Below are 23,264 nucleotides of genomic sequence, written 5' to 3'. Positions count from 1 at the left end.
CGCTGGTGGCAGGGCCCTCGAGGAGGCGGGCGGAACACCAGGCGTCGGCGCGGAGGCGCTGGTGCGCGACGTGTCCGGGCCGCCGATCGTCACGTCCGTGTGAGGTTCTCCCCACCGGGGGCCATGTGCGTCCGGGGACCGGACATTCTCCCGGACATGGCCCATGGTCGTGTGGAAACATGTCCTCGTGACCCGCGACCAGCCCTGCGACGACGCCCGGACCTCGGACGGCGACGTCCTCGAGCGCGCCATCGGCGCGGTGGTCGCGGCGGCCGCGGGCGACGCCCTGGGCGCACCGTACGAGTTCCAGGGCCCCATCGCCCCGAGCGAGGACGTGGGCATGATCGGCGGCGGCGTCCTGGAGTGGGGCGAGGCGGAGTGGACCGACGACACCTCGATGGCGATCGTCGTGCTCGAGGCTGCGGCCGCGACGCCCGGCACCCACGACCTCCGCACCGCGTCCGCCCTCGATCAGATCGCGCGCGAGTGGTACGCGTGGTCGATGGGCACCCCGGACATCGGCGCCCTGACCTCGACCGTCATGCGCCGTGCGGCCGACGTGGCCCGCAGCGCCGGGCACTCCATGCCCCATGCGAGCGATCTCCAGCAGGCCGCGGAGGACGCCCACCGCGACCTCCCGCGGGTCGCGGGCAACGCCGCGCTCATGCGCTCCCATGCGAGCGTGCTGCCCTATCTCTTCTCCTCCGACGAGGACACCGAGGACGCGATCCGCACGATCTGCCGCCTCACCCACGTCCACCCCGACGCGGTCGAGGCATGCGTGCTGTGGGGTTTCGCGGTGCGTCACGCGATCCTGAGCGGCGAGATCGACGTGCGCGTGGCCCTCGACCGCCTCCCGGAGGACCGCCGCGATCTCTGGCGGGAGCGCATCGAGGAGGCCGAGTCGGCGCGCCCCGTCGACTTCCCGCGCAACGGCTGGGTGGTGGCCGCCTTCCAGGCCGCATGGTCGGCGGTGCACAGCGTGCTGCCTCTTCCGGAGGACCGTTTCGCCCGCCGTGCGGCGCTCGTGGACGCGCTCACCTCGGCGGTCCGCGCGGGCTACGACACCGACACCGTCGCGTGCATCACCGGCGCGCTGGCGGGCGCCGCGCTCGGTCCCAAGGCCGTGCCGCCGGAATGGCGGCGCGAGATGTTCGGCTGGCCCGGCTACGAGGTCGCCGAGCTCGAGAGCCTCGTCGAGCGCGTGGTCGCCCCGGCCGAGCATCGCCGCTGCCCGTCCGACGCAACCGGCTGAGAGGTCACTCGCTCTCGGCCGGGATCCGCAGACCGGTGCGCAGCGGCACGTCCTGAATCTGACCCCCGACGTGCCGCACGCGCACCCCGCCCGGCACGCCCTCGAGGTCGCCGATCACCGTGAGCTGGGTGCGGTAGGCGCGCAGCGCCGCGGCCAGGGCGGAGGCCGAGCCCGGCTGGTCGCGGAAGGCGAAGGGCTCTCCGTCGGCCGCGGCTTCGGGATCGGGCTCGCTCGCGACCTCCACGAACGGCACGCCCTGCGCGCGCGCCGCCCCGGCCGTCGCCTCGTGCGCGCGCAGATGGTCGGGGTGCCCGTAGGTGCCCTGGTCGTCGTAGCCGAGAACCACGTCGGGCCGCACGTGCGCGATCAGCGCGGAGAGGTCGGCGATCTCCTGGTCGAGATCCTGATGGGTGAAGCTCGTCGGGCCCGCGGTCTCCGACGGACCGGCGACGCCCTCGCGCACCCAGCGCATGCCCGAGTCGCGGTAGCGCCGGGGCGCGGCGCCCTCGGCCAGGGCCGGGGCCTCGCCGAGCATGTGGTGCTCGTCGACGCCCAGCGCTCCGAGGGCGCGGCGCACCTCCAGCGCGCGGACCTCCTCGAGGGGGCGGTCGTCGTCCTCGGGAATCGCGCCGGGGACGACCTCGCCCTCCTCACCCCGGGTCGCCGTGACGACCACGACGCGGGTGCCGCGCGAGGAGAGGTCGGCCAGCAGCGCACCGGTGGCGAGCGATTCGTCGTCGGGATGGGCGTGCACGGCCAGCACGGTGCCGGCGGTGCGCACCAGGTGCCAGGGGTCCGACGGGCCGTGGGCGGCGCCGCCGTGGACGACGGCCCGGTAGATCCGCTCGAGATGATGGGCGCACGCCTGCCAGGTGCGGGTCTCGGCGAAGGCGCGCACGGCGCGCGAGGCCTCCTGGAAGGCCTCCTCCTCGCCGATGAGGGACTCGACGGCCTCGGCCCAGACATCCGGGTCGCGGCCGGCGATCAGCCGGCTGCCAGGGCCCACGGCCTCCTGCACGCCGCCCGCCCGGTCCCAGGCGACCACCGGGGTGCCGCTGGACTGGGCCTCGAGGGCGACCAGCCCGAACGTCTCCGACCAGCTGGGCAGCAGCAGGACGGCGGCCTCGCGCATGCGGGCGGCCAGCTCGTCCTGGTCCATGGAGCCGGCGAACGCGACGCGGTCGGCGAGGCCGAGCGAGCGGGCGGACTCCTCGAGCTCCGCGCGGTAGGCCGCGAAGTCCTCCGAGGCGGCGCCCACCAGCACCAGACGGGCCCTGCAGGACACGTCGAGCCGGGCGAGCACGTCGAGGGCGAGGTCCGGCGCCTTGAGGGGCTGCAGCCGCGCGGCGAACAGCATCGTGGGCTCCTCCAGTCGCTCCTGAGGGCTCAGAGGGGAGGGATGGAAGCGTGCGGTGTCGACGCCCGGCGGGACCACGAGCACGCGGTCCGAGGGGACCCCGTAGCGCTCGCGGACCGTGCGGGCCTCGGCCTGGGAGACGGCGATGACCAGCTGGGATTCCCTCGCCGTGCGGCGCTCGCCGGGGATGCGACCGGCGGACTCGGCGGGTTCTCCGGCGCCCAGCGTGGTCGAGCCCTCGGGGGCCGCGACGGAGTGGAAGGACTGCAGGTGCGGCAGCTGATGCCGGTGGGCGACGGGCAGCGCGGCCACGCCGCTGAACCAGTGGTGGGAGTGGATCAGGGAGTACGGCTCCCCGGCCTGCTCGGCGTCGGAAACCAGGCGCTCGAGGTCCGCGGAGAATGGCTCGATGGCCTGCTCCATCGCGCTCTTGGCAAGCGGCGTCGCGGGACCGCCGTGCAGCAGGACCTGACGCAGGCGCGGCACGACCGAGCTGATCGCGGGCGCATCGGGATCGCTGCGGCGGGTGATGATGTCGACCTGGTGGCCGGCCGCGGCGAGGGCGCGCGCCTGCTCGAGGACCACCACGTTCATGCCGCCGGCATCGGCGCTGCCGGGGACTGCGAGCGGGGAGGTGTGCAGCGAGACGAGCAGCAGGCGCAGCGGCGTGGTTGACATGTACATCATCCTAAGAGTGGAAGGGCTCCTGCGGAGTGCGCGATCGCGCAGGACGCACGCCGCATCCGCGCCTGGGAACCGGCGCAGAGGCCCCCTGGTGTTCGCTGGTGACGAAACCGGTGTGCGCCAGGCCTCGGTCATATTGAATGTTGGATGAAGGTCGATACCCTGAACTGCATGGACACCGCCCCCACGATCGACTGGCACGCATACAACGCCAGTGCTGCGGCGCGTCCCGCCCGGCGGGTCGTGACGCAAGCTGTGCACGCCGCGGGCGGAGATGGGCCCGGGAAGGTCGCGATCGACGTCGGTGCCGGTGGTGGCGCCGACGCGCTCGAGTTCGCGCGCCGCGGACTGACCGTCCACGCCTACGACACCGATGACACGCTCACGCAGCGCCTCGTCGAGAACGAGCGCATGACCGGTCGCATCAACTTCCATCACATGGATGCGCGGGACGTCGAGCAGTTCCCCGCGGCCGACATCGTCTACTCCGCCTACGCTCTGCCGATGCTGGGCCCGGACGGTCTGCGCGAGATCTGGCCGAAGCTCACCGGAGCGCTGAAGATCGGCGGCGTGATCGCCGTGGACCTGTTCGGCGAGTCGGACAGCTGGGCCGAGCGCGAGGACATCGCGACCCTGAGCGCCCAGGAGATCGGCGAGATGTTCCGCGGGTTCCGCGTGCTGGACCGCGAGGTCCGCAACGAGGACGGCCGCTCCTACAGCTCCGCGAAGAAGCACTGGCACGTCATCTCGACGCTGGCCCGCCGCCTGAGCTGAGGCCCGGCCCGTGGGTCGAGGCCCGGGCCGGCGGCGTCACGCGGCGCGGGCCGACCGCAGGCCGATGAGCGCCGAGCGCACCACCTGCTCCACGCTCGCGCAGCGCCGCACGCTCGCGCGCCCCTGACGGCGCACGACCACGACCCACGAGGCGCCTCCCCGGTCGGGGAGCCTGCCGATCTCGATCCCGTCGGCGCTCCCAGCGCATGTTGTGCCCGCCGTCGCGGCGGGGAACCGCACCAGCAGCGATCCGCTCGAGGTCTCCACGATGCGCTGCTCGAGCCCGGGCACCCTCAGCAGGAGCCCCGCGCGGATGCGGTCGCGCTCCCGGCGCACGGTCCGCTCGGGACGGACGACGCGCACCCGGGACCCAGGATGTCCGACGGTGTCCATGACTCCTCCTTCCCGCCTCCGGCGGCGCCGGCGGCTTCGGTCCTCGGAGACTAGGAGAGGGGTGGGACGAACGAGCGTTCGATCGCCCCGCGCCCCGCGCCCCGCGCCCCGCGCCCCGCGCCCCGCGCCCCTCGTTCGGCATCGTCATCGCCACCGCCACCATCACCGCCGTTGCCACGGTCCCGGCCACACACGTCCGGGGGACCGGTGCGATCCGTTAGGGTGTTCCCGGCGGCGATCCACCGCCCAGCCCGGCGTCGGCCCCAGCCCGCGCCCTCGGGGCGAAGGGGAGCAGATCCTCGGATCCGGACCGATCATCGTCGAGGCATCATGCCGCCGACGCAGGCTGGGGATGCCATGGCGGCAGAGGTGATCCGATGACCCGCTCCTCCGACTTCAAGAAGCTCGTGCGCGCCCGCATGGAGCGTACAGGCGAGAACTTCACGGCGGCCCGCGCCGCGCTGCTCGCGCAGGCCGCGACCCGACCCGAGCGCATCGCCGTCCCGACGCCCGATCCCGCGGCGGCGCGTGCACACCATGAGAAGCTCATCCGCCCCTTTCTGCGCGACGGCGGGCTCGAGCGCATCCCCGCCAAGCGCAAGACGCGCCTCTCGGTGCTGCTCGAGCTGCTCGCGCGCTTCGCCCCCGGGGAGGTGTACACCGAGGCCGAGGTCGGCGACATCCTGCGGCCTGTCCACGAGGACGTCGCCTACCTGCGCCGTGAGCTCGTCGACTACGGGTATCTCGAGCGCGACGGCGTGGGCGCCTACTGGCTGCCGGCCGCGCCGCCGGCCCGTGTGGGCAACATGGCCCAGGAGGTCAGCGACTGGGAGGCCGTCTGGCTGCCGCGCTTCCTCGCCGGGACCCTCGGTGAGGAACCCGGCGCATCCGCCGAGACTGCAGATCCCGCCCGGCCCGCAGATCCCGCCGAGCCCGGAGGGCCGCGGGCCCCGCAGGCCCTGCGGTCAGCGCGTGAACGGTGCGGAGGCCGCGTCCAGGGCGGCGACGTCCTCGCTCGTGAGCTCCAGCTCCGCGCCGGCGATCAGCGCCGGGAGCTGAGCGGTGGTGCGGGCGGAGGCGACCGGAGCGGTCACGCCCTTCGCGCGCAGCCAGGCGAGGGCCACGGCCGTCGGCTCCGCGTCGTGGCGCTCGGCGACGTCGACGAGGACGTCCACGAGGGCGAAGCCCTCGGGCGTGCCGTAGTCGGTGAGCTGGGCGCCGCGGGCGACCCCCTCGAGGTCTGCCGCGGAGCGGTACTTGCCCGTGAGCAGGCCGGCGGCGAGCGAGAAGTAGCTGAACAGCGCGAGGTCGTTCTCCTCGACGACCTGCCCGTAGCCACTCTCGACGTCCGCGCGATGGGCGAGGGAGTACTGCACCTGGATGGCCACGGGCACGGTCAGATCCTCGGCGCGGGCCGCCTCAATCCAGGAGCGCTGGCGCTCGGGGGACAGGTTCGAGATGCCGATGGCGCCCACCTTCCCGGCGCGCACCAGGGAGTCGAAGGTGCGGGCGAGCTCGGCGGGGGACTGCGTCTCGTCGTCGAAGTGGGCGTAGTAGAGGTCCACACAGTCGGTGCCGAGGCGGGCGAGCGAGTCCTCGAGAGCGGCCTCGACGTTCTCCCGTGCGAGACCCTTGCGGGAGGCGAGCGAGCCGACCTTCGTGGCGAGCACGGCCTGGTCCCGGGTGCCGCGCGCGGCGAGCCAGCGGCCGATCACGGCCTCGGAGACGCCGCCGTCGTTGCCCGGTGCCCACGCGGAGTAGACGTCGGCCGTGTCGATCTGGCGACCCCCGGCGGCGAGGAAGGCGTCGAGCACGGCGAAGGACTCGTCCTCGTCGCTGGTCCAGCCGAAGGTGTTCCCGCCGAGGACGAGGGGGAGGTCGCCGATGAGGTCGATGGTCATGTGGAACTCCTGCGATGTCGAGGGGTGGGTGCTGATGCGTCACCGCCGACGATAGGACCATGACCTGACATGCGTCCGAAGGGTGTTCACGGGCCGACACGAGGGTCCGACGGGACACGTCCGGCCACTCGACGGGCCCCTCGGGGGCATCGGGCGAGGACCCGACCGGCCGCGCCGAGCACGGTGTCCCGCCCTCCTGAGGATCCGTCGGCCATCGCGGCGCGCAGCATGGCCTCCGAGCCGAGCCTCCAGCCCTGGTCCACCAGGTGCCGCCGCGCGGCGTAGCGGGCCAGGGCGGGGCGGATGCGCTGCGCGCTGTCGAGCGCCGTGGCGAGGGCCGCCGCGTCCGAGAGTGCGGTGTTCGCCCCATGTCCCAGGTTCGGCGCCATCGCGTGCGCGGCGTCGCCGATCAGCACCACGTCCTCGCGCACCGGCCGCACCGGCGGGACGGTGAACAGGCCGTGCACCGTCGTGCGCGCGGGCGCCGACGCCTCGAGGACGGTGTCGATCGCCGCCCGTGCGCCGCCCACGACCTCCCGGAGGTGCGCGAGGTCGCCCTCGCGATCGGGTGCACGGTGCTCGGGCACGGACGCGAACCAGTTGGTGCCGCCCCCGGTGAGCGGCGTGATGCCGAACAGCCACCCGCCGCCCCAGGTCTCCGAGATCTCCGGCGGCGCCAGCGGGGTGATGCCGCGCAGGATCGTCATGCCGTGCCCGCGGGCCCGGGCGCCCTCGCCCCAGCCGGAGAGCCGGGTCAGCGAGTGCAGCCCGTCGGCGCCCACGAGCACGTCGGCGCCGCGCCGCAGCGGACGCACGTCCTGGACGCGGATCCGTCGCCGTCGGACATCGCTCGGCAGCGCCCTGCGCAGGCAGGCGAGCAGGTGCGGGCGCGGCACAAGCATTGCATCGCCCGAGGGCAGGGTCGCGAGCACTCGGCCGCCGCGGCCCACCAGGCGCCCCTCCCGCGGGGCCGTCGCTCCCGCGCTCACGGCGTCGAGGACGCCGATCCGCGCGAGCACCCGCTGGGCCGGCGGGAACAGGGCGAGGGAGGTCCCCAGCGCCGGCGGCGCGAAGTCCTCGTCGATCAGCTCGACCTCGTGGCCGGCGGCCGCGAGGAGGGCCGCCGCCGCTGTCCCTGCGACGCCTGCGCCGAGGATCCGGATGCGCAGCTCCCGCCGGAAGCGCTCGGGCGCCGCGGACGAGGACCCGCGGCGGGCATCACGCACCCGGGACCGGCCTCTCCTCGGGGCCGACGTACTCCGAGAGCGGGCGGATCAGGGCGTTCGCGGCCCGCTGCTCCATGATGTGCGCGGTCCACCCGGTGATCCGCGAGGCGATGAACAGCGGCGTGAACATCTCGGTGTCGAAGCCCATCAGGTGGTACGTCGGGCCGGCGGGGTAGTCCAGGTTGGGCTTGATGGACTTCGCCTCGTCCATCGACTGCTCGAGCCCGTTGTAGAGGCCGAGGATCTCCGGGCGGCCCACGTGGTCGATCATCGCGTCGAGCGCCTGCTTCATGGTGGGCACGCGCGAATCGCCGTTCTTGTAGACGCGGTGACCGAAGCCCATGACCTTCTTCTTCTGCGCGAGGGCGTCGTCCATCCAGGCCTTCGCGCGGTCCTTCGCTGCGGACTCGGACTCCTCGGGGCGGATCCCGATCTCCTCGAAGGTGTGCATGACCGCCTCGTTGGCGCCGCCGTGCAGGGGACCCTTGAGGGCGCCGATCGCGCCCACGACCGCCGAATGCAGGTCGGACAGCGTCGAGGTGATCACGCGCGCGGTGAAGGTCGAGGCGTTGAAGGAGTGCTCGGCGTAGAGCACCATCGAGACGCGGAAGGCATCGACGACCTCGGGCGCCGCCTCCTCCCCGAAGGTCATCCACAGGAAGTTCTGGGAGTAGTCGAGGTCCTCGCGCGGGGCGATCGGCTCGGTGGGCCCTCCGGCGCGCCGCCGCCGCTGCTCGTAGGCGATGACGGCGGGAAGCTGCGCGAGCAGCTGCCGGGCCTTCTCGAGCTCCGCGGCGGGCGAGTCGTCCTGCGCGGCGGGATCCAGACCGCCCAGCACCGAGACGGCGGTGCGCACGGAGTCCATCGGATGGCAGGTGCTGGGCAGGGAGTCCAGCGCCGCCTTCACCTCGGGCGCGAGCGCGCGGTGGGAGCGCTCGTGAGCGCGGTCCTCCGCGATCTCCGCCTCCGTGGGCAGCTCGCCCGTCCACAGCAGATGGGCGACGGCCTCGAAGGGCTGGGTCGCGGCGAGCTGCGGCACCGGATAGCCGCGGTAGAGCAGGGAGTTGGTCTCGGGGTTGACCTTCGAGATCGCGGTGACGTCGGTGACCACGCCCGCGAGCCCGCGGTGGATCTCCGGGCCCTCCGACGGGTTCTCGGCGGGGTCGCTCTGGCTGCTCGGGCTCATGACTCGCTCCTCTGCTCGTCCGTGCTCACGGTTCCGCTGGTGCTGCTTCTGTGGGCGCTGTCTGCGGTGCGTGCGCTGTCCGCGGCGCCTGTGCCGTCTGCGGCCCCCGCGCTGTCGGTCCCGGCCCGGCCGGGGACCTCGAAATCGAAGATGCCGGCGTCGAAGCTGCTGAAGGACTCGTAGTCCACGAGGTCGTAGAGCCGCGCTCGGGTGAGCATCTCGTCGACGTGGGACGCCTGGGACCCTTCGACGCGGATGGTCTGCAGGACGCGCTCGATCTCGCCCATCGCGGTGCGCAGCAGCGTCACCGGGTAGATGACCAGCGCGACGCCGGTCTGCGCGAGCTGCTCCCTGGAGTACAGCGGGGACTTCCCGAACTCCGTCATGTTGGCCAGCACGGGCACGTCGACCGCCCGGCACACGGCCTCGAACTCGGAGAGGTCCGCCATCGCCTCGGGGAAGATCGCGTCGGCCCCCGCGTCCACGAGGGCGCGCATGCGCTCGATCGCGGCGTCGAGCCCGGCGCCGGCGCGCAGGTCCGTGCGTGCCATCACCAGGAAGTCCGGATCGCGTCGGGCGTCGACCGCGGCGCGGATCCTCTGCACGGCGGTCGCGGTGTCCACGGTGGCCTTGCCCTCGAGGTGGCCGCAGCGCTTGGGGTTGACCTGGTCCTCGATGTGGCAGCCCGCCAGACCCGCGTCCTCGAGCTCCTGGATCGTGCGGGCCACGTTCATGGGCTCGCCGAAGCCGGTGTCCGCGTCGATGAGGCACGGCAGGTCGGTGGTGCGGGCGATCTGGGCGCCGCGGGCGGCGACCTCGGTGAGCGTGGTCAGGCCGATGTCCGGCAGCCCCAGCTCGTTCGCGAGCACCGCGCCGGAGATGTACACCCCCGGGAAGCCCTGCTCCTCGATGAGGCGGGTGGACAGCGGCGTGAAGGCGCCGGGGAACGGGGCGGCGGCGCCCGGGCGCAGCAGCGCGCGCAGGGCGCGGCGCTTGGCCGACGGGGTGGTCGTGGAGTTCAGCATCGAAGCTCGTCCTTCCAGGAACCGGGGTCAGAACAGGCCGGTGGGAGCCGCCGTGGGATCGATGACGCCCTCGGACGCACGCAGGGAGAGCCGGTGCAGCTGCCCCGCCGGGAGCTCGGGAAGACTCTCGACGGCCTGCAGGAAGCGATCGGCCTCGGCGTCCTCGACCACGCCCTCGGCGAGCGAGCGGAATTTCTGGACGTACTGCTCGCGCACGAAGGGACGGGCGCCCTGCGGGTGCGCGTCGGCCACGGCGATCTCGTCCCGGATCACGGTGCCGTCGCGCAGGGTGATCTCGACGGCGCCGCCGAAGGCCTTCTCGGCGAGGTCCAGCGAGTGGTAGCGGCGCGTCCATTCGGGATCCTCGGTCGTGGTGACCTTCCGCCACAGGGCGACGGTGTCGGGCCGACCGGCGCGCTCGGGGGCGTAGGAGTCGACGTGGTGCCAAGCACCGTCCTGCAGGGCCACGGCGAAGATGAACGGGATCGAGTGGTCGAGCGTCTCGCGGGAGGCGCGCGGGTCGTACTTCTGCGGATCGTTCGCCCCCGAGCCGATCACGAAGTGGGTGTGGTGGGAGGTGCGGATGAGGATCGAGTCGACCTGCTCGGGGTCCGTGACCTCCGGATGCGTCTCGTGCAGTCGGCGCGCCAGGTCGATCCAGGCCTGCGCCTGGTACTCGGCCGAGTGCTCCTTGGTGAAGGTGTCGAGGATCGCGCGCTTGGGCTCGCCGGGGTCGGGGAGGGAGACGGTGTAGCGGGCATCTGGGCCGTCGAGCAGCCAGGCGATCACGCCGTCATCGCCCTCGTAGATCGGGACGGGGGAGGTCTGCCCGCGCATAGCGCGATCAACGGCCTCTACGGCCATCTTCCCGGCGAAGGCGGGGGCGTGCGCCTTCCACGTCGAGATCTCTCCCTTGCGCGACTGGCGCGTGGCGGTGGTGGTGTGCAGGGCCTGGCTGATGGCCTGGAAGATCGTCTCCGCGTCGAGGCCGAGCAGCGTGCCGATACCGGCCGCGGCCGACGGCCCCAGGTGCGCCACGTGGTCGATCTTGTGGGCGTGCAGGCTGATGGCCCGGGCGAGGTCGACCTGCAGCTCGTAGCCGGTGGCGATTCCGCGGATCAGGTCCGCGCCGGTGGCGCCCGTGTGCTCGGCGACCGCGAGGACCGGCGGGATGTTGTCGCCGGGATGGGAGTACTCGGCGGCCAGGAAGGTGTCGTGGAAGTCGAGCTCGCGCACCGCGACGCCGTTGGCCCAGGTCGCCCACTCCGGGGAGGTGCGCTCATCGGTGCCGAACACGCCGGCGCCGGATCCTCCGCGGGAGACCGGGTGGCTGAGTGCCTGCGCACGCGCGGAGACCACGGGGGAGCGGCGCAGGGACGCGAGGGCGACCGCGGCGTTGTCGATGACCCGGTTGATGATCATCTCCGCGACCTCGGGGCCGACGGCCACGGGGTCGACGGCGACCTGCGCCATCTGCCAGGCCAGCTGCTCCTCGCGCGGCAGGTTCTCCTCGGAGCGGTGGACGCGGACGTCGATGTCGTGCATGGGGTCCTCTCGGATCGTCGCGGGGCGTCTCCGTGTATACCGCATCCGTGCGGGAGCGCGCCGGGAGGGCCACGGTCTTCCCCGCGCTCCTCTGCGCGAAAGGATCAGGTCGGGTTCACGTGTGCGCGGTGCTGCTGTCCGTGACGCTGCCGTTCACGAGGGGGCGACGATCGTGTGCATGACGCAGTTCTTCAGTCCCTTGGGCCGGTCGTAGACGAAGCCGAGCCGTTCGTAGAGACGGCGGGTGCCGTTGTAGAGGAACGAGGAGGACATCTTCTTCGTCTGCTGCGTGAGGTCGTGCGGATAGCTCTCGACGCGTCCTCCGCCGGCCTGCGCGATCAGGTCGAGAGCGCCTGTGATCGCCTGCTCGGTCAGCCCGTGGCGCCGGTGCCGACGGTCGACGAAGACGCACGTGATCCGGAAGTCCGGGACCACCTCCTGGGTGGCCTCGTACTCCTTGCGGTGGTGGATGTTCGGCAGCTCCTCGGCGGTCCCGAACTCGGCCCACGCGATGGCCTCCTCGCCGTCCATCACCAGGGCGGCGTGCGCGACGCCCTTCTCGACGAGGTCCCGCTTGATCGCCCGACCGTCCTCGAGGCTCAGATCGCATGCGGAGCAGCCCTTGTGGAAGTGCGTGCACCAGCAGCCGCCGAAGATCCCGTGGTGCCGGTCCACGAGGGCCTCGAACGCGGGCCACGTCCCGGGCGTCAGCGGCCGGACGTCATAGGCGCGCTCGGGTTCCATCGTCGCCTCACTCCTTCGACCCGGCGGGAACGTCCGCGCGTTCGGTGCCCGCAGCTGCGGTCAGCCGCCCCGTGGCCCTGTCCATGCCGGGGAGAGTACGCCGGAGACGAAGGCGGCGCGCCGGGCGGGGAGATATCCGGTGTGCGGGGCTCAGTCTGCGGCGGGCTGCTCGATCAGATCGAGATCGCGCACGCAGAACCCGTGATGCTCGAAGGTCTCGCGCAGCACGGTGCCCAGGCACTGCCGCACCGAGCGGCCCCGGGCATAGGGCGGCCACAGGTCGTTGTCGGGGATCGGCGCAGGCTGTCCGAGCTGCTCCGCGCCGACCTCGCCCAGCCAGTCCTCGAGCTCGGCGGTCTGCTCGGCCCTGATCGCGAGCACGTCCTCGAGCGTGGGATCCGCCGCGGGGTCGAGACCCTGTTCCTCCGCGACGATCCCGTCGATCCCCAGCCCCAGCGGGGTGAAGGGGGCGTCGGATCCGAGGCAGCAGCGACGGAACCATGAGTCGTGCACGAACACCAGGTGGCGCAGGGTCTGCAGGGCCGACCACTCGTCGTGGACGCTGCGATGCTCGAGGCCGGGCGAGCGTCGCAGGCGCTGCGCCGTCGCCCCCCACTGCTCGTGCAGCTCGCGCGCCGCGCGGCGCAGATCGTGCACGTCATCGGAGCGGAGCAGTCGACGCACCGGATGCCGGCGGTCGAGCGCGGCATCGACGTACTCCATGACCTCGACTCCGTTCACGACCAGGTTCGTCACCTGGCCCTCGATGACGGCGTCCTCCAGGAGCACGCCCACGAGCCGCGCGCCGGTCAGGTCGCATTCGCGGAACTCGGCGCCGCGCAGGTCCTCATCCATGAATCGCCTCATGCCCGGCACAGTAGGCCCGGCCCCCGACGATCGGGGCGTGCCGACCCTCCCGTCAGGACCGTTGCCGTCCGTCAGCACTGCCGCCGTCTTTCAGGACTGCTGCTGGATGATCCCGATCTTCTGCCAGACCTTCCGAGCCATGTCCGAGGTGAGGGTCTCGATGCCCTGGACCGCATCCAGTACGTCCCCGTCCGTCGTGTCCTCGGCGAACAGCGCGGCGCTCTTGCCCACCAGCGACAGCATCTCGGTGGAGAAGTCGAGGTACCGGGTGAGGTCGGCCCGGTCCAGATCCATGCCGCCCTCCTCCCGGGTGGCGCGTTCGAGGCGCTCGGGGACCTTGGTGAGCTGGTGCATGTCGATCACGTGCGCGAGGGAGCGCAGGCGATGCAGGATCCTCAGCACGCGCGCCCGCTCCATCCGCTCGGGCAGCGAGAAGAGGAAGAACACGGCGATGCCACCGAACACCAGGTCGTTGATGATCGTCTCGATCAGCGGCAGCAGGTCGAGCGGTCCTACGGCACCGGGGGAGGAGACGACCTGGGCGATCGCCAGCGCCACCGCGCCGCCCAGGGAGATCGCGATCAGCAGCATGCCCAGGCGCGAGAGGACGCGAGCCGCGCGCACGCGGCGCCTGCTGATCCCGGATCCCGCGTTGATCTCGTCCACGATCCCCACCACTTCGCCACACACCTCCCAGAGCGTGCGATCGGGGAAGCGGGAATTGATGCGCTGCTGCAGCGACTGCGCCGAGCGCCGCACCGCGGCGCCGTCCAGGCGTTGGAAGCGGCTGGAGTCCGGCGGCGCGTCGGTGTGGTCGTCGGGACGCGGGATCGGAGTGGGAAGCCGGGACATCCCGCGAGGGTATGGCACGACCGAGTGCCGACGCCGTCGTGAGCGGCCATGACGGTGTCGAGGGCTACTGCGCGGGCTCCGTTCAGTCACCACGCGACCCTTCTGAGCCCGAGCCATCGCAGCCGCGGCGCGCGTCGGCCCGACGGCGAGTCTGTTGTAGGTCCTAACGGACCTGTCGCAAGCTTGAGCCTCTGACCTGCGCCGCTATGAACTGATTGGCCCCCTGGATTGCGGCTAAGTTGTCAGATCCTCAGGAATCGAGTTCCGAGATGGAACGCTGCGGAGGTCCTGCGTCGGCCGTGCCGGTCAGCGCGCCGCTTCGGGGAGAGGAGGCGGACCAAGGGCGCTCATTGCAGCGTCCCGTCACCGGTCAAACCAACGGCCGTGAAGTCTTGGACGGCCTGCGAGGCGTACCTGTACGCGTCCAGGTCACAAGCGGGTGTATCTAGTTCGGGTTCGCCCTTCAGGGTTAGAGCCACTCTGGCGGCTCCGTGCAGGCCACTTCGGAGGTTCGTGACGCCGCCCCCGGAATCTGAAGCTATGATCCAGCTGGGTCTACCGAAGAAAAATCGGAAGTTCGCTAGGGTGTCTCGCGCCAAACTGTCTGCAGCCCCAAGCGTGACAAAATGTAAGTGAGGGAGCGGGCCACATGGGAATGCGAAGAAAGCCTCGAAAGGCGATGAGCTTTCAGGTAATGGATTGTTTCCGCTGCGGGGCAAGGCGCGTCCTGGGTCAGACTTGCGCTGAATGCAAACTGAAACCTCGCCCGGGTGAGGTGAACGCCTTCGTCGTGCAACGCCGTACTGCAACGAGGCGAGTCCAAGAGGGTTTGGCTGATCAATCCGTGGTGACGGAGCAAGACGAGGGCGGGCTTCCGACATGCGAAGAGTTGGGGAACTACCTCGATAATTTTGCTGACGCGCTCAGTGGCCTAATCGCTGACTCAGCGTCCAGCGAATCCGTCGCACGAATGGTGGAAGCTGAACGACTGCTCCAGGGAATGGAGCGTAGGTGCTCAAATCACCCTCGCCTCCGACCGTCCATTGCTCAGCACGAGGTTGTTGCCAAGGTAATTGAGCATTTCTTGGAACTGTGGCCGACGTATTCCCGGGCGTTGCAAGCGCCAGCGTTGGACGAGGCTCAGCGCCTCGCCAGTCAGGGGCAGAATCTTATTGACGTGGCTACGGAGGAGCTGGGGAAGTATTACACTCTCCTTGAGTCCGTGCGGGCTTACGAAGACCACTCGATCCCTAACCTTTTCGAGCGTTCTCTCAATGCCCTGGCCTCATCGTATCCTGGGCTCGATTTGCTCGATTTGGACCGGCTAGGCGCTCAGGAAGCCGCGCGGCTGACCGGTGTTCTTGCGCAACCCGGCCAGGGGGCGCAATTTCTTATCCTGGACGCACTGGGGTCTGTCCATTTCGACCCAAAGCGCTTTCACCATGTGCTCGGAGAGGCGAGTCGACTGTGTCAAGAAAGCTCTCAGATTTCCGAAGTGGCATCGCAGTCGGGTGCATTGGAAGGGCTGGCCACCAGTTCACGCCTCGTCTACGAAGCCTTGGAAGGGTTCGAGGCCGCCCTTTCGCGCGTCAAGGATGAACAGGCGCTGATGCGGCGGATCATTAAGTTCTACGGCGAGATCTACGAGGACGTCGCTAGCCCAATCCTTGCCTGGTACAACCTGGTGGCCGGCATCAAGTCGCAACCGTACACAAAGCTCATCCAAGACGACGCGACGGCGCTGGCGCGTAGTCTTACTCGCCAGGACCAGACGGCTTTCCTGCTCCAGGATGACGGGGCCTCCCTCCGCAACGCCTCTCAACATGGCAACAGCTTCATTTTTGAGGGGGATCACGTCATCTTCCGACTGCGGTCATATCAAGAGACGATATCGCGGGCGGGAGTCATTGATCGCATCTTCGGTTTTGTGGAATCGGTACTTGCGATGAACTGGTCTTTGATGAATGACTTGGCTCGGTTGGGTATCGAAGTGCCGTTGAAAGAAGACGACGCCTCATACATGAACCTGACAGCCTTCCGGCTGGCAACCCTATGGCTTGAGAGCGGGGACTCCACAGTTGTTGAGGCGAGCGAGAGCCCAACATCGTGGGACTTCACTCTCACGATCGACCGGGACGACGTATTCGCTCTGGCTCTAGCTTTCGCGCAACACGTTCCGGATACCATATCAAAAGTATCCGTGCGTGTTCCTGGGGCGGTGACAACCTTGGTCGTTCCATTTGCGGCGTTCGATATCTTCGAGGGTACCCGAGAAGCAGCGAATGCTCCCGTGGACGACCTGATGGCGGTAATTGAGTTCCGCGACAAGTGCACGGTTAACGGGAACTCGCTCTTGACAATTAGCGATCTAAAATATGCAGCCGGGTCCGTTGGCCTGTTCTTGCTGAAAGGGGGCGACTTCTCTCTAATTCCTGCGTTGCGAAAAGTGAACAGTCTGGCTGCCGCCCATGCGGCTCCGGAGATCGCCAGCGTGGTCAAGCGAATATTTGAGCTCACCCGCACCCCGAGTCCCGCAGGCTTTCTCCAGCTCGAGCTGACGCTGACCAGGTGGACGAATGGCTCGGCGCCTACTTTGCCCGCATTCGAAGCTGTGACGGTCCGCAAGTAGATTGCACAAATTGTCTGGCTTTGACGCTCGCTCGCTCACCGGTCCATGTCCTTCCGGGCGCCGGAGTCCTGCTTGGGCCGGGTCTGGTGCATGATCAGGTCCCGTAAATCGGGGTCCGGTCTTCTGTTGCGGCACGGAACAGCTCCGGGTAGCGCCACTGTCCCCGGTAGGCCGGTGGCGCTCACGCCGGACCCCGCATCCGTGAACTGGACCACTTCTCGCCCACAGGGGAATGAACGGCAGGTTCCCGTAGTTGAGTCCAGTGTGCTCAAGGTTGATGAGGCGGGGTTTGACAGCCCTGCGGAGCGGATCTCTACTTGAGTGCGTACGACTCAGCGCTTCCCGTCGGCATCGCCGGCGGTGCACGAACCCGTTGCGACCGTGCGTCGCAGAAAGGCAGGAACCCATGTCCCGTGTCGTCGGAATCGACCTCGGAACCACCAACTCCTGCGTCGCGGTCATCGAGGGCGGACAGCCCACCGTGATCGCGAACGCGGAGGGCATGCGCACCACCCCGTCCGTCGTGGCCTTCTCCAAGCAGGGAGAGGTCCTCGTGGGCGAGGTCGCCAAGCGCCAGGCGGTCACCAACGTGGACCGCACCATCTCTTCGGTCAAGCGCCACATGGGCACCGACTGGAGCACGGACATCGATGACAAGAAGTACACCGCGCAGGAGATCTCGGCCCGCATCCTGGGCAAGCTCAAGCGCGATGCGGAGGCGTACCTCGGCGAGCCCGTCACGGACGCCGTCGTCACCGTCCCCGCGTACTTCAACGACTCCGAGCGCCAGGCGACCAAGGACGCCGGCCAGATCGCGGGCCTGAACGTCCTGCGCATCATCAACGAGCCCACCGCGGCCGCTCTCGCCTACGGGCTGGAGAAGGGCAAGGACGACGAGGAGATCCTCGTCTTCGACCTCGGCGGCGGCACCTTCGACGTCTCCCTGCTGCAGGTCAGCAAGGACGAGGACGGCTCGGCCATCCAGGTCGAGGCCACCGCTGGCGACAACCGCCTGGGCGGCGACGACTGGGACCAGAAGATCGTCGACTGGCTGATCCAGCAGGTGAAGTCCAAGGACGGCGTGGACCTGAGCAAGGACCGCATCGCCCTGCAGCGCCTCAAGGAGGCCGCGGAGCAGGCGAAGAAGGAGCTCTCCTCCTCGACGTCGACGAACATCTCGCTGCAGTACCTCTCGATGACCGAGAACGGCCCGCTGCACCTGGACGAGAAGCTGACCCGCTCGCACTTCGAGGAGATGACGCAGGACCTCCTCGAGCGCACGAAGGCCCCCTTCCACCAGGTCATCAAGGACGCCGGGATCTCCGTCTCCGACATCGACCACGTGGTCCTCGTCGGCGGCTCGACCCGTATGCCGGCCGTCTCGGAGCTCGTGAAGTCCCTGACCGGCAAGGAGCCGAACAAGGGCGTGAACCCCGATGAGGTCGTCGCCGTGGGCGCCGCCCTGCAGGCCGCCGTCCTCACCGGCGACCGCAAGGACGTCCTGCTCATGGACGTCACCCCGCTGAGCCTCGGCATCGAGACCAAGGGCGGGCGCATGACCAAGCTCATCGAGCGCAACGCGGCCATCCCGACCAAGGCATCGGAGATCTTCTCCACCGCCGAGGACAACCAGCCGTCGGTCGCCATCCAGGTCTTCCAGGGCGAGCGCCAGTTCACCCGGGACAACAAGCTCCTGGGCACCTTCGAGCTGACCGGCATCGCGCCGGCCCCGCGCGGCATCCCGCAGATCGAGGTCACCTTCGACATCGACTCCAACGGCATCGTGCACGTCAGCGCCAAGGACCGCGGCACCGGCAACGAGCAGTCCATCCAGATCACCGGCGGGTCCGCCCTCTCCGAGGACGACATCGACCGCATGGTCAAGGACGCCGAGGCCCACGCCGCCGAGGACGAGGAGCGCCGGAAGAACTCCGACGCCCGCAACACCCTCGAGCAGCTCGTCTACCAGGGCGAGAAGCTGCTGAAGGACAACGAGGACAAGATCTCCGAGTCCGACCGCACCAAGGCCGAGGACGCCATCAAGGAGGGCAAGGACCTGCTCGCGAACGAGGACGCCTCCACGAGCGACCTCGAGGCCAAGCGGGATGCTCTCAACGAGGCCCTGCAGGCCGTCGGCACGGCGATCTACTCGCAGCAGGGCGAGGACGGCGCCGCGGGCGCCGAGGGCGCCCCGAACGCGGACGCCGGTGCGGCGTCGGATGACGACGACGTGGTCGACGCCGAGATCGTGGACGACGAGGACGAGGAGAAGAAGTGATGACCGAGAACCAGCAGACGCCCGATCCCCAGGACCCGCGCGGTCCCGAGGGTGACGCGGCAGAGGCCGGGTTCTCCTTCACCGACAAGCGCAGGGTGGACCCGGCGGACGGCAGCGTCCGCCCGTCGGGCCCGACGGCCGACGATCAGGGGGGCGACCCCCTGGACGCCGAGGCGGCGGCGCTCTACGAGCAGGCGCAGCAGGAGGGCGACCCCGCGGGGGAGGCCTCCGGCGAGAGCGCCCGGATCGCGGAGCTCGAGTCGCAGGTGGCGGACCTGTTCGAGGAGCTCAAGCGCTCCCAGGCCGAGTACGTCAACTCCCGGCGACGGATCGAGGCGACGGCGGCGGCCGACAAGCAGGCCGCCTCCTCCCGCGTCCTGGCCAGCCTGATCAGCGTCCTGGACGACATCGAGCTGGGTCGCCAGCACGGCGACATCGCCGAGGGCACCCCGTTCCACTCGATCGCCGCGAAGCTCGAGGACACCCTGCGCGCGCAGGGCCTCGAGCGGTACGGCGAGGCGGGCGACGAGTTCGATCCGAGCCTGCACGAGGCCCTCATGCACGAGGAGTCCCCGGAGGCGGACACCACGCGGATCAAGCTCGTCATGCAGCCCGGCTACCGGGCGGGCGAACGCGTGCTGCGCCCCGCCCGCGTGGGCACCGTGGGCCCGCAGTGATTCCCACGCGATGATCGAGGGCGCTCCCGCCGGTCCGATCGCACGCCGACCCCGTCGGCGCGGCGGGCCGGTGCGGATCAGTTCCGCACCGGCCCGCCTGCCATGAGGGACCATCGGCACCACAGACTTCCGCGGCCCGCAGCCGGGCCGTGCACCATGGACTCAGCGGCACCCCTCGCCGCACCGAGACCACCACCGATCCACAGCAGACCGACGCTCCCCGAAAGGAGGCGCACGAATGTCCCAGCAGGACTGGCTCGAGAAGGACTTCTACGCGGTCCTCGGCGTCTCGAAGGACGCGAGCGCGCAGGAGATCAAGAAGGCATACCGCAAGAAGGCGCGGGACCTCCATCCCGACCGCCACCCCGATGACCCCTCCGCCGAGGACCGCTTCAAGGAGGTCGGGGAGGCCTACTCCGTCCTCAGCGACGACGAGCAGCGCGAGCAGTACGACGCGATCCGCGCCATGGGCGCGGGCGGCGCGCGCTTCGCCCCCGGATCCGGCGGCGGAGGCGGCGGCGGGTTCGAGGACATGTTCGGCTCGATGTTCGGAGGCGGCGGCGGAGGCCGCACCGCCTACAGCACGGGCGGGCAGAACATCGACATGGACGACCTGCTGCGCATGTTCGGCGGCGGTGGCGGAGGCGCGAGCTTCGGCGGCGCGCCCGGCGGCGGCGCGGGCTTCGGCCGCGGCGGCTACGCCACGCAGACCAAGGGCGAGGATCTGCGCGCCCACCTCACGCTCAGCTTCCGCGACGCGGCGCTGGGCACCGAGGCGAAGCTCGATGTGGGCGGGCGCAGCGTCACCACCCGCATCCCCGCCGGCGTGCACGACGGGCAGAAGATCCGTCTGCGCGGCAAGGGTCAGCCCGGTCAGAACGGCGGCCCCGCCGGCGACCTGATCCTCACCCTCGACGTCGGTTCCGATCCCGTGTGGTCCGCCGACGGCGCGGACCTGCACATCACCGTGCCCGTCCGCTTCGACGAGGCGGCGCTCGGCACCACGATCGAGGTCCCCCTGTTCGAGGGCGGCCATGTGAGGATGAAGGTCCCCGCGGGCACGCCGTCTGGCCGCACTCTGCGCGCCAAGGGCAAGGGACTGAAGACGTCCAAGCGCACGGGAGACCTGCGTGTGAAGATCGAGGTGGCCGTCCCCGAGCACCTCGACGAGTCGGCGCGCGAGGCCGTCGAGGCCCTGCGCGACGCCCTCGGGGACGAGAACCCGCGCGCCGGCCTCGCCGAGGCCGCCCGCCGCTGACGGCCGCGGCGGATCCGGCCCGGACGCCGAGCGCGCCGGGCCGGCCGTCCCCAGCCGACCGCGACGGGCCGGCCGTCCCCGGCCGACCGCGACGGGCCGGCCGCACGACCCGGTGCACGGCCAGAGCTCGACCGCAGGACGAGAGGAGGCGAGGGCGATGCCCCCGTTCCAGCAGATCGACGAGCGGGCACCCGTGTTCGTCATCTCCGTCGCGGCCGAGCTCGCGGGCATGCACCCGCAGACCCTGCGCCAGTACGACAGGCTCGGTCTGGTCTCCCCGCAGCGCACCTCCGGCCGCGGCCGCCGCTACAGCGCGCGCGACGTCGCACAGCTCCGCGAGGTCCAGCGCCTCTCCCAGGAGGAGGGCATCAACCTCGCGGGCATCAAGCGGATCCTCGAGCTGCAGGACGAGGTCACGCAGCTGCAGTCCCAGCTCGGCTCCGTGCGCGAGGCGATCGCCGCGATGGGCGGACGCGCCTCCGGCGCCCGCAGCAGTGGCGGGGGCGAGAACTCCGGGCGTGTCTTCGCGGCCGACAGCGCGGGGCGCGTGAGCACCCTGCGCCGCGGCCAGCGTCCTGCCCGGCCCGACAGCGGGGCCGTCGTGCTCTGGAGGCCCGGCGGAGGGCGCTGAGCGGCCCGCGCCGGACCCATCGGCCCGTCGGCCGGGCCCGGCCCGTCGCCCGGAGTGGGCCCGTCGGCCGCTCTCAGCGGGGACGACGCGGGCTGACGCCCTCCCGGTCGTAGATGACCTGCAGCTGGGCGGCGACCTCCTGCATGTCCACCGCCTCGGCGGCGGCGCGTCCCGCCGCGGAGAGGTCCGCGAGCTCCCCGTCGAGCAGCAGTCGCAGACGCTCCGCGATCTTCTGCGCACCGCTGCGCCGTGCGCGCAGCGCCTGGTCCGAGCCGCCGCTCACGGCGCTCGAGGCGGGCACGGGCACCTTGTGGACGACCTCGCCGTCCGGCAGCCAGTCCTCGTAGATCGGGATGTCCGAGAGCAGCACGGGGGCGCGGCAGGCGAGGGCCTCCAGCAGCACGATCCCCTCGGTCTCCTCCTTGGTGAGGAAGCAGAAGGCGTCGCACCCGGCGTAGGCCTCGCGCAGCACGTCCGGGGTGACATACCCCGGGAAGCGGGTGTTGGCAGGGGCGGAGGCGACCGCGGCCGCGACGTCCTTCGTGATCAGACGCGGGTCGGTGCGGCCGTACCAGACGAAGGTGACCTCGGGCATCGACCGGGCGAGCTCCACCCATTCGAGGATCCCCTTGCGCACCATCTGGATGCCCACGCTCATCACCACCGGCGCCTCGGGCGCGAGTCCCAGACGGTCGCGCAGCGCCTCGCGGTCTCCGTCGCGGCGCGCGAAGAAGCCGGTGTCGACCCCGTTCGAGAGCACATGGATGCGCCGGGAGATCTTGTAGCGGGGCCGGGAGATCAGGGTGCACGCGTACTGCGTGGGCGTGACGACCGCGTCCCCGCGGCGGTAGATCCACGCGATCCAGCGCCGGAACCAGGGGGCGATCCGGTTCGCGCCCGTGAACGAGTCCCGGAAGTCCTCCTCGGTCGAATGCGCCCACATCATCACCGGGCGTCCGCGCAGGTGCGAGAGCGCAGCCAGCAGCGGGGTGTCCGGGAAGGGGGTGTTCAGGTGCGCGACGTCGTAGTCCGCGAAGGGCGAGGTGACGACCTCGTGCCCCAGGGCCTCGACCGCACGGCGCTGATGACGGATGGCCTCGCCGATCCCGGACTGGCCCGCGAGGGCCGCGAGACCCTTGGGGATCAGCACGCGCAGACGTGCGGGTGTCGTCTCGTCGCCGTTCACCAGGGCACCACCTTCATCAGCAGGGCGCTCACGCCCAGCCCGTACGCGATCAGCGCCCAGGGCTTGCACGCGAGGATGATCAGCGCGAACGTGCGCCAGCGCATGCGGGTCGTGCCCGCGAGGTAGCACAGCAGGTCGTCCGGCGCGACGGGCAGGGCGATCGCGGCCGCGAAGAGGGTCGTGAAGCGGGGCCTGCGGGTCCACCCCAGGTACTTCTCGACCGTGCTCTCGCTGAACGCGCGCTCGATGAGTCCGAGTCCCACGTGGCGGGCGATCGCGAAGTTCGCGAAGGAGCCCGCGCACACGGCGAGGTAGCTCAGCAGCGTGCCCTCGAGGGGCCCGAACAGCACGGGCGCCGCGAGCACGAGGATCCCGCCGGGGATGATCGGGAAGACGACGCTCGCCCCGCTCAGCAGCACCAGGACCACGGGTCCGAACGCGCCGAGGGAGTCGATGAAGGACTGCAGGTGCTCCTGGGAGTCCAGGACGCCGGCGCGCAGGCCCCAGATCACGGCGCCCGCGCAGGCGAGCAGTCCCAGCAGGGGCGCGAGGCGCACCGCCATCCGCAGCGGATCGCGGCGGGAGTTGGTGGGCGCGTCGCCGGAGGCGGTGACGGGGGCGGTCCCGGCGGGCGGAGCCGAAGGGGTCGATGAGTCGGTGCGGGCCGACGGTCCGGCCGAGGGTCCGGCCGACGGGCCGGCCGCGGGGCGGGCGAGGACGGCAGGACGTCCGACGACGGCAGGGCGCGCGGGGCGGGCGGAGCGCGCGGTGCGCCCCGGGATCGTGGTGCTCATGG

At 70.8% G+C, this 23,264-nt stretch carries 19 protein-coding genes and 1 pseudogene; 8 read left to right on the top strand and 12 right to left on the bottom strand.

Annotated features, from left to right (window positions below):
- Positions 1–187 precede the first annotated feature (187 nt).
- A complete protein-coding gene (locus I8D64_RS04630; protein ID WP_343068434.1) occupies positions 188–1,255 on the top strand; it encodes an ADP-ribosylglycohydrolase family protein in 1,068 nt (355 codons plus the stop codon).
- Between the two features lie 4 nt (positions 1,256–1,259).
- On the opposite strand, the gene I8D64_RS17170 is transcribed toward I8D64_RS04630, so the two are convergent.
- Positions 1,260–3,290: a glycosyltransferase gene (locus tag I8D64_RS17170; RefSeq protein WP_246482742.1), complete on the bottom strand. Its 2,031-nt coding sequence runs from the start codon at positions 3,288–3,290 to the stop codon at positions 1,260–1,262.
- Between the two features lie 177 nt (positions 3,291–3,467).
- Between I8D64_RS17170 and I8D64_RS04615 the strand changes: the two genes are divergently transcribed.
- Entirely contained in the window at positions 3,468–4,070 is a 603-nt protein-coding gene (locus I8D64_RS04615; protein ID WP_200501344.1) for a class I SAM-dependent methyltransferase, read from the top strand.
- Positions 4,071–4,106: 36 nt separating this feature from the next.
- Here I8D64_RS04615 and I8D64_RS04610 read toward each other — a convergent pair whose 3' ends face one another.
- Positions 4,107–4,463 carry a hypothetical protein gene (locus I8D64_RS04610; protein ID WP_200501343.1) on the bottom strand — a complete coding sequence of 119 codons (357 nt, stop codon included), beginning with the start codon at positions 4,461–4,463 and terminating at the stop codon, positions 4,107–4,109.
- Between the two features lie 377 nt (positions 4,464–4,840).
- Between I8D64_RS04610 and I8D64_RS17165 the strand changes: the two are divergent.
- Positions 4,841–5,176, top strand: a pseudogene (locus tag I8D64_RS17165) (DUF2087 domain-containing protein); the annotation flags it as partial.
- 252 nt (positions 5,177–5,428) lie between these two features.
- On the opposite strand, the gene I8D64_RS04600 reads toward I8D64_RS17165, so the two are convergent.
- The 8 genes from I8D64_RS04600 to I8D64_RS04565 form a co-directional block, all read right to left on the bottom strand.
- A complete protein-coding gene (locus I8D64_RS04600) occupies positions 5,429–6,364 on the bottom strand; it encodes an aldo/keto reductase (RefSeq protein ID WP_200501342.1) in 936 nt (311 codons plus the stop codon).
- Positions 6,365–6,450: 86 nt separating this feature from the next.
- Positions 6,451–7,590, bottom strand: coding sequence for an FAD-dependent monooxygenase (locus tag I8D64_RS04595; protein ID WP_343068433.1), 1,140 nt, complete (start codon positions 7,588–7,590; stop codon positions 6,451–6,453).
- Positions 7,583–8,776 carry a bifunctional 2-methylcitrate synthase/citrate synthase gene (locus I8D64_RS04590; protein ID WP_200501341.1) on the bottom strand — a complete coding sequence of 398 codons (1,194 nt, stop codon included), beginning with the start codon at positions 8,774–8,776 and terminating at the stop codon, positions 7,583–7,585. Before I8D64_RS04590 ends, I8D64_RS04595 begins: the two co-directional genes overlap by 8 nt.
- Entirely contained in the window at positions 8,773–9,801 is a 1,029-nt protein-coding gene (gene prpB, locus I8D64_RS04585) for a methylisocitrate lyase (RefSeq protein WP_200501340.1), read from the bottom strand. The genes I8D64_RS04590 and prpB overlap by 4 nt, the downstream gene beginning before the upstream one ends.
- A gap of 27 nt (positions 9,802–9,828) precedes the next feature.
- Complete coding sequence (locus I8D64_RS04580; RefSeq protein ID WP_200501339.1) at positions 9,829–11,346, bottom strand: MmgE/PrpD family protein; 1,518 nt, start codon at positions 11,344–11,346, stop codon at positions 9,829–9,831.
- Positions 11,347–11,499: 153 nt separating this feature from the next.
- The gene (locus tag I8D64_RS04575) at positions 11,500–12,090 is read right to left on the bottom strand and encodes a GNAT family N-acetyltransferase (RefSeq protein WP_200501338.1); all 591 of its coding nucleotides are present in this window, start codon (positions 12,088–12,090) and stop codon (positions 11,500–11,502) included.
- Between the two features lie 150 nt (positions 12,091–12,240).
- Positions 12,241–12,957, bottom strand: coding sequence for a DinB family protein (locus I8D64_RS04570; RefSeq protein ID WP_200501337.1), 717 nt, complete (start codon positions 12,955–12,957; stop codon positions 12,241–12,243).
- 90 nt (positions 12,958–13,047) lie between these two features.
- Positions 13,048–13,809, bottom strand: a complete 762-nt coding sequence (locus I8D64_RS04565; protein ID WP_200501336.1) for a hypothetical protein — start codon at positions 13,807–13,809, stop codon at positions 13,048–13,050.
- Positions 13,810–14,584: 775 nt separating this feature from the next.
- On the opposite strand from I8D64_RS04565, the gene I8D64_RS04560 reads away from it, so the two are divergent.
- The 5 genes from I8D64_RS04560 (at position 14,585) to I8D64_RS04540 (ending at position 21,282) form a co-directional block, all read left to right on the top strand.
- Positions 14,585–16,438, top strand: coding sequence for a hypothetical protein (locus tag I8D64_RS04560; RefSeq protein WP_200501335.1), 1,854 nt, complete (start codon positions 14,585–14,587; stop codon positions 16,436–16,438).
- Positions 16,439–16,844: 406 nt separating this feature from the next.
- On the top strand, positions 16,845–18,716 hold the full coding sequence (dnaK, locus tag I8D64_RS04555; protein ID WP_200501334.1) for a molecular chaperone DnaK: 1,872 nt from the start codon (positions 16,845–16,847) through the stop codon (positions 18,714–18,716).
- A complete protein-coding gene (locus I8D64_RS04550; protein WP_200501333.1) occupies positions 18,716–19,393 on the top strand; it encodes a nucleotide exchange factor GrpE in 678 nt (225 codons plus the stop codon). The genes dnaK and I8D64_RS04550 overlap by 1 nt, the downstream gene beginning before the upstream one ends.
- A 238-nt stretch (positions 19,394–19,631) precedes the next feature.
- Positions 19,632–20,651 (top strand): DnaJ C-terminal domain-containing protein, encoded by a 1,020-nt coding sequence (locus I8D64_RS04545; RefSeq protein ID WP_200501332.1) that lies wholly within the window; start codon positions 19,632–19,634, stop codon positions 20,649–20,651.
- A gap of 157 nt (positions 20,652–20,808) precedes the next feature.
- The gene (locus I8D64_RS04540) at positions 20,809–21,282 is read left to right on the top strand and encodes a heat shock protein transcriptional repressor HspR (RefSeq protein ID WP_200501331.1); all 474 of its coding nucleotides are present in this window, start codon (positions 20,809–20,811) and stop codon (positions 21,280–21,282) included.
- A gap of 73 nt (positions 21,283–21,355) precedes the next feature.
- Here I8D64_RS04540 and I8D64_RS04535 read toward each other — a convergent pair whose 3' ends face one another.
- On the bottom strand, positions 21,356–22,468 hold the full coding sequence (locus I8D64_RS04535; protein ID WP_343068432.1) for a glycosyltransferase family 4 protein: 1,113 nt from the start codon (positions 22,466–22,468) through the stop codon (positions 21,356–21,358).
- Positions 22,465–23,262, bottom strand: a complete 798-nt coding sequence (locus I8D64_RS04530; RefSeq protein ID WP_200501330.1) for a TVP38/TMEM64 family protein — start codon at positions 23,260–23,262, stop codon at positions 22,465–22,467. Before I8D64_RS04530 ends, I8D64_RS04535 begins: the two co-directional genes overlap by 4 nt.
- Positions 23,263–23,264 lie beyond the last annotated feature (2 nt).

This window comes from Brachybacterium halotolerans (assembly GCF_016623465.1).
Taxonomy (GTDB): domain Bacteria; phylum Actinomycetota; class Actinomycetes; order Actinomycetales; family Dermabacteraceae; genus Brachybacterium; species Brachybacterium halotolerans.
The sequence above is the reverse complement of the archived record's forward strand: the minus strand, read 5'-3'. Positions and strand labels throughout refer to the sequence as shown.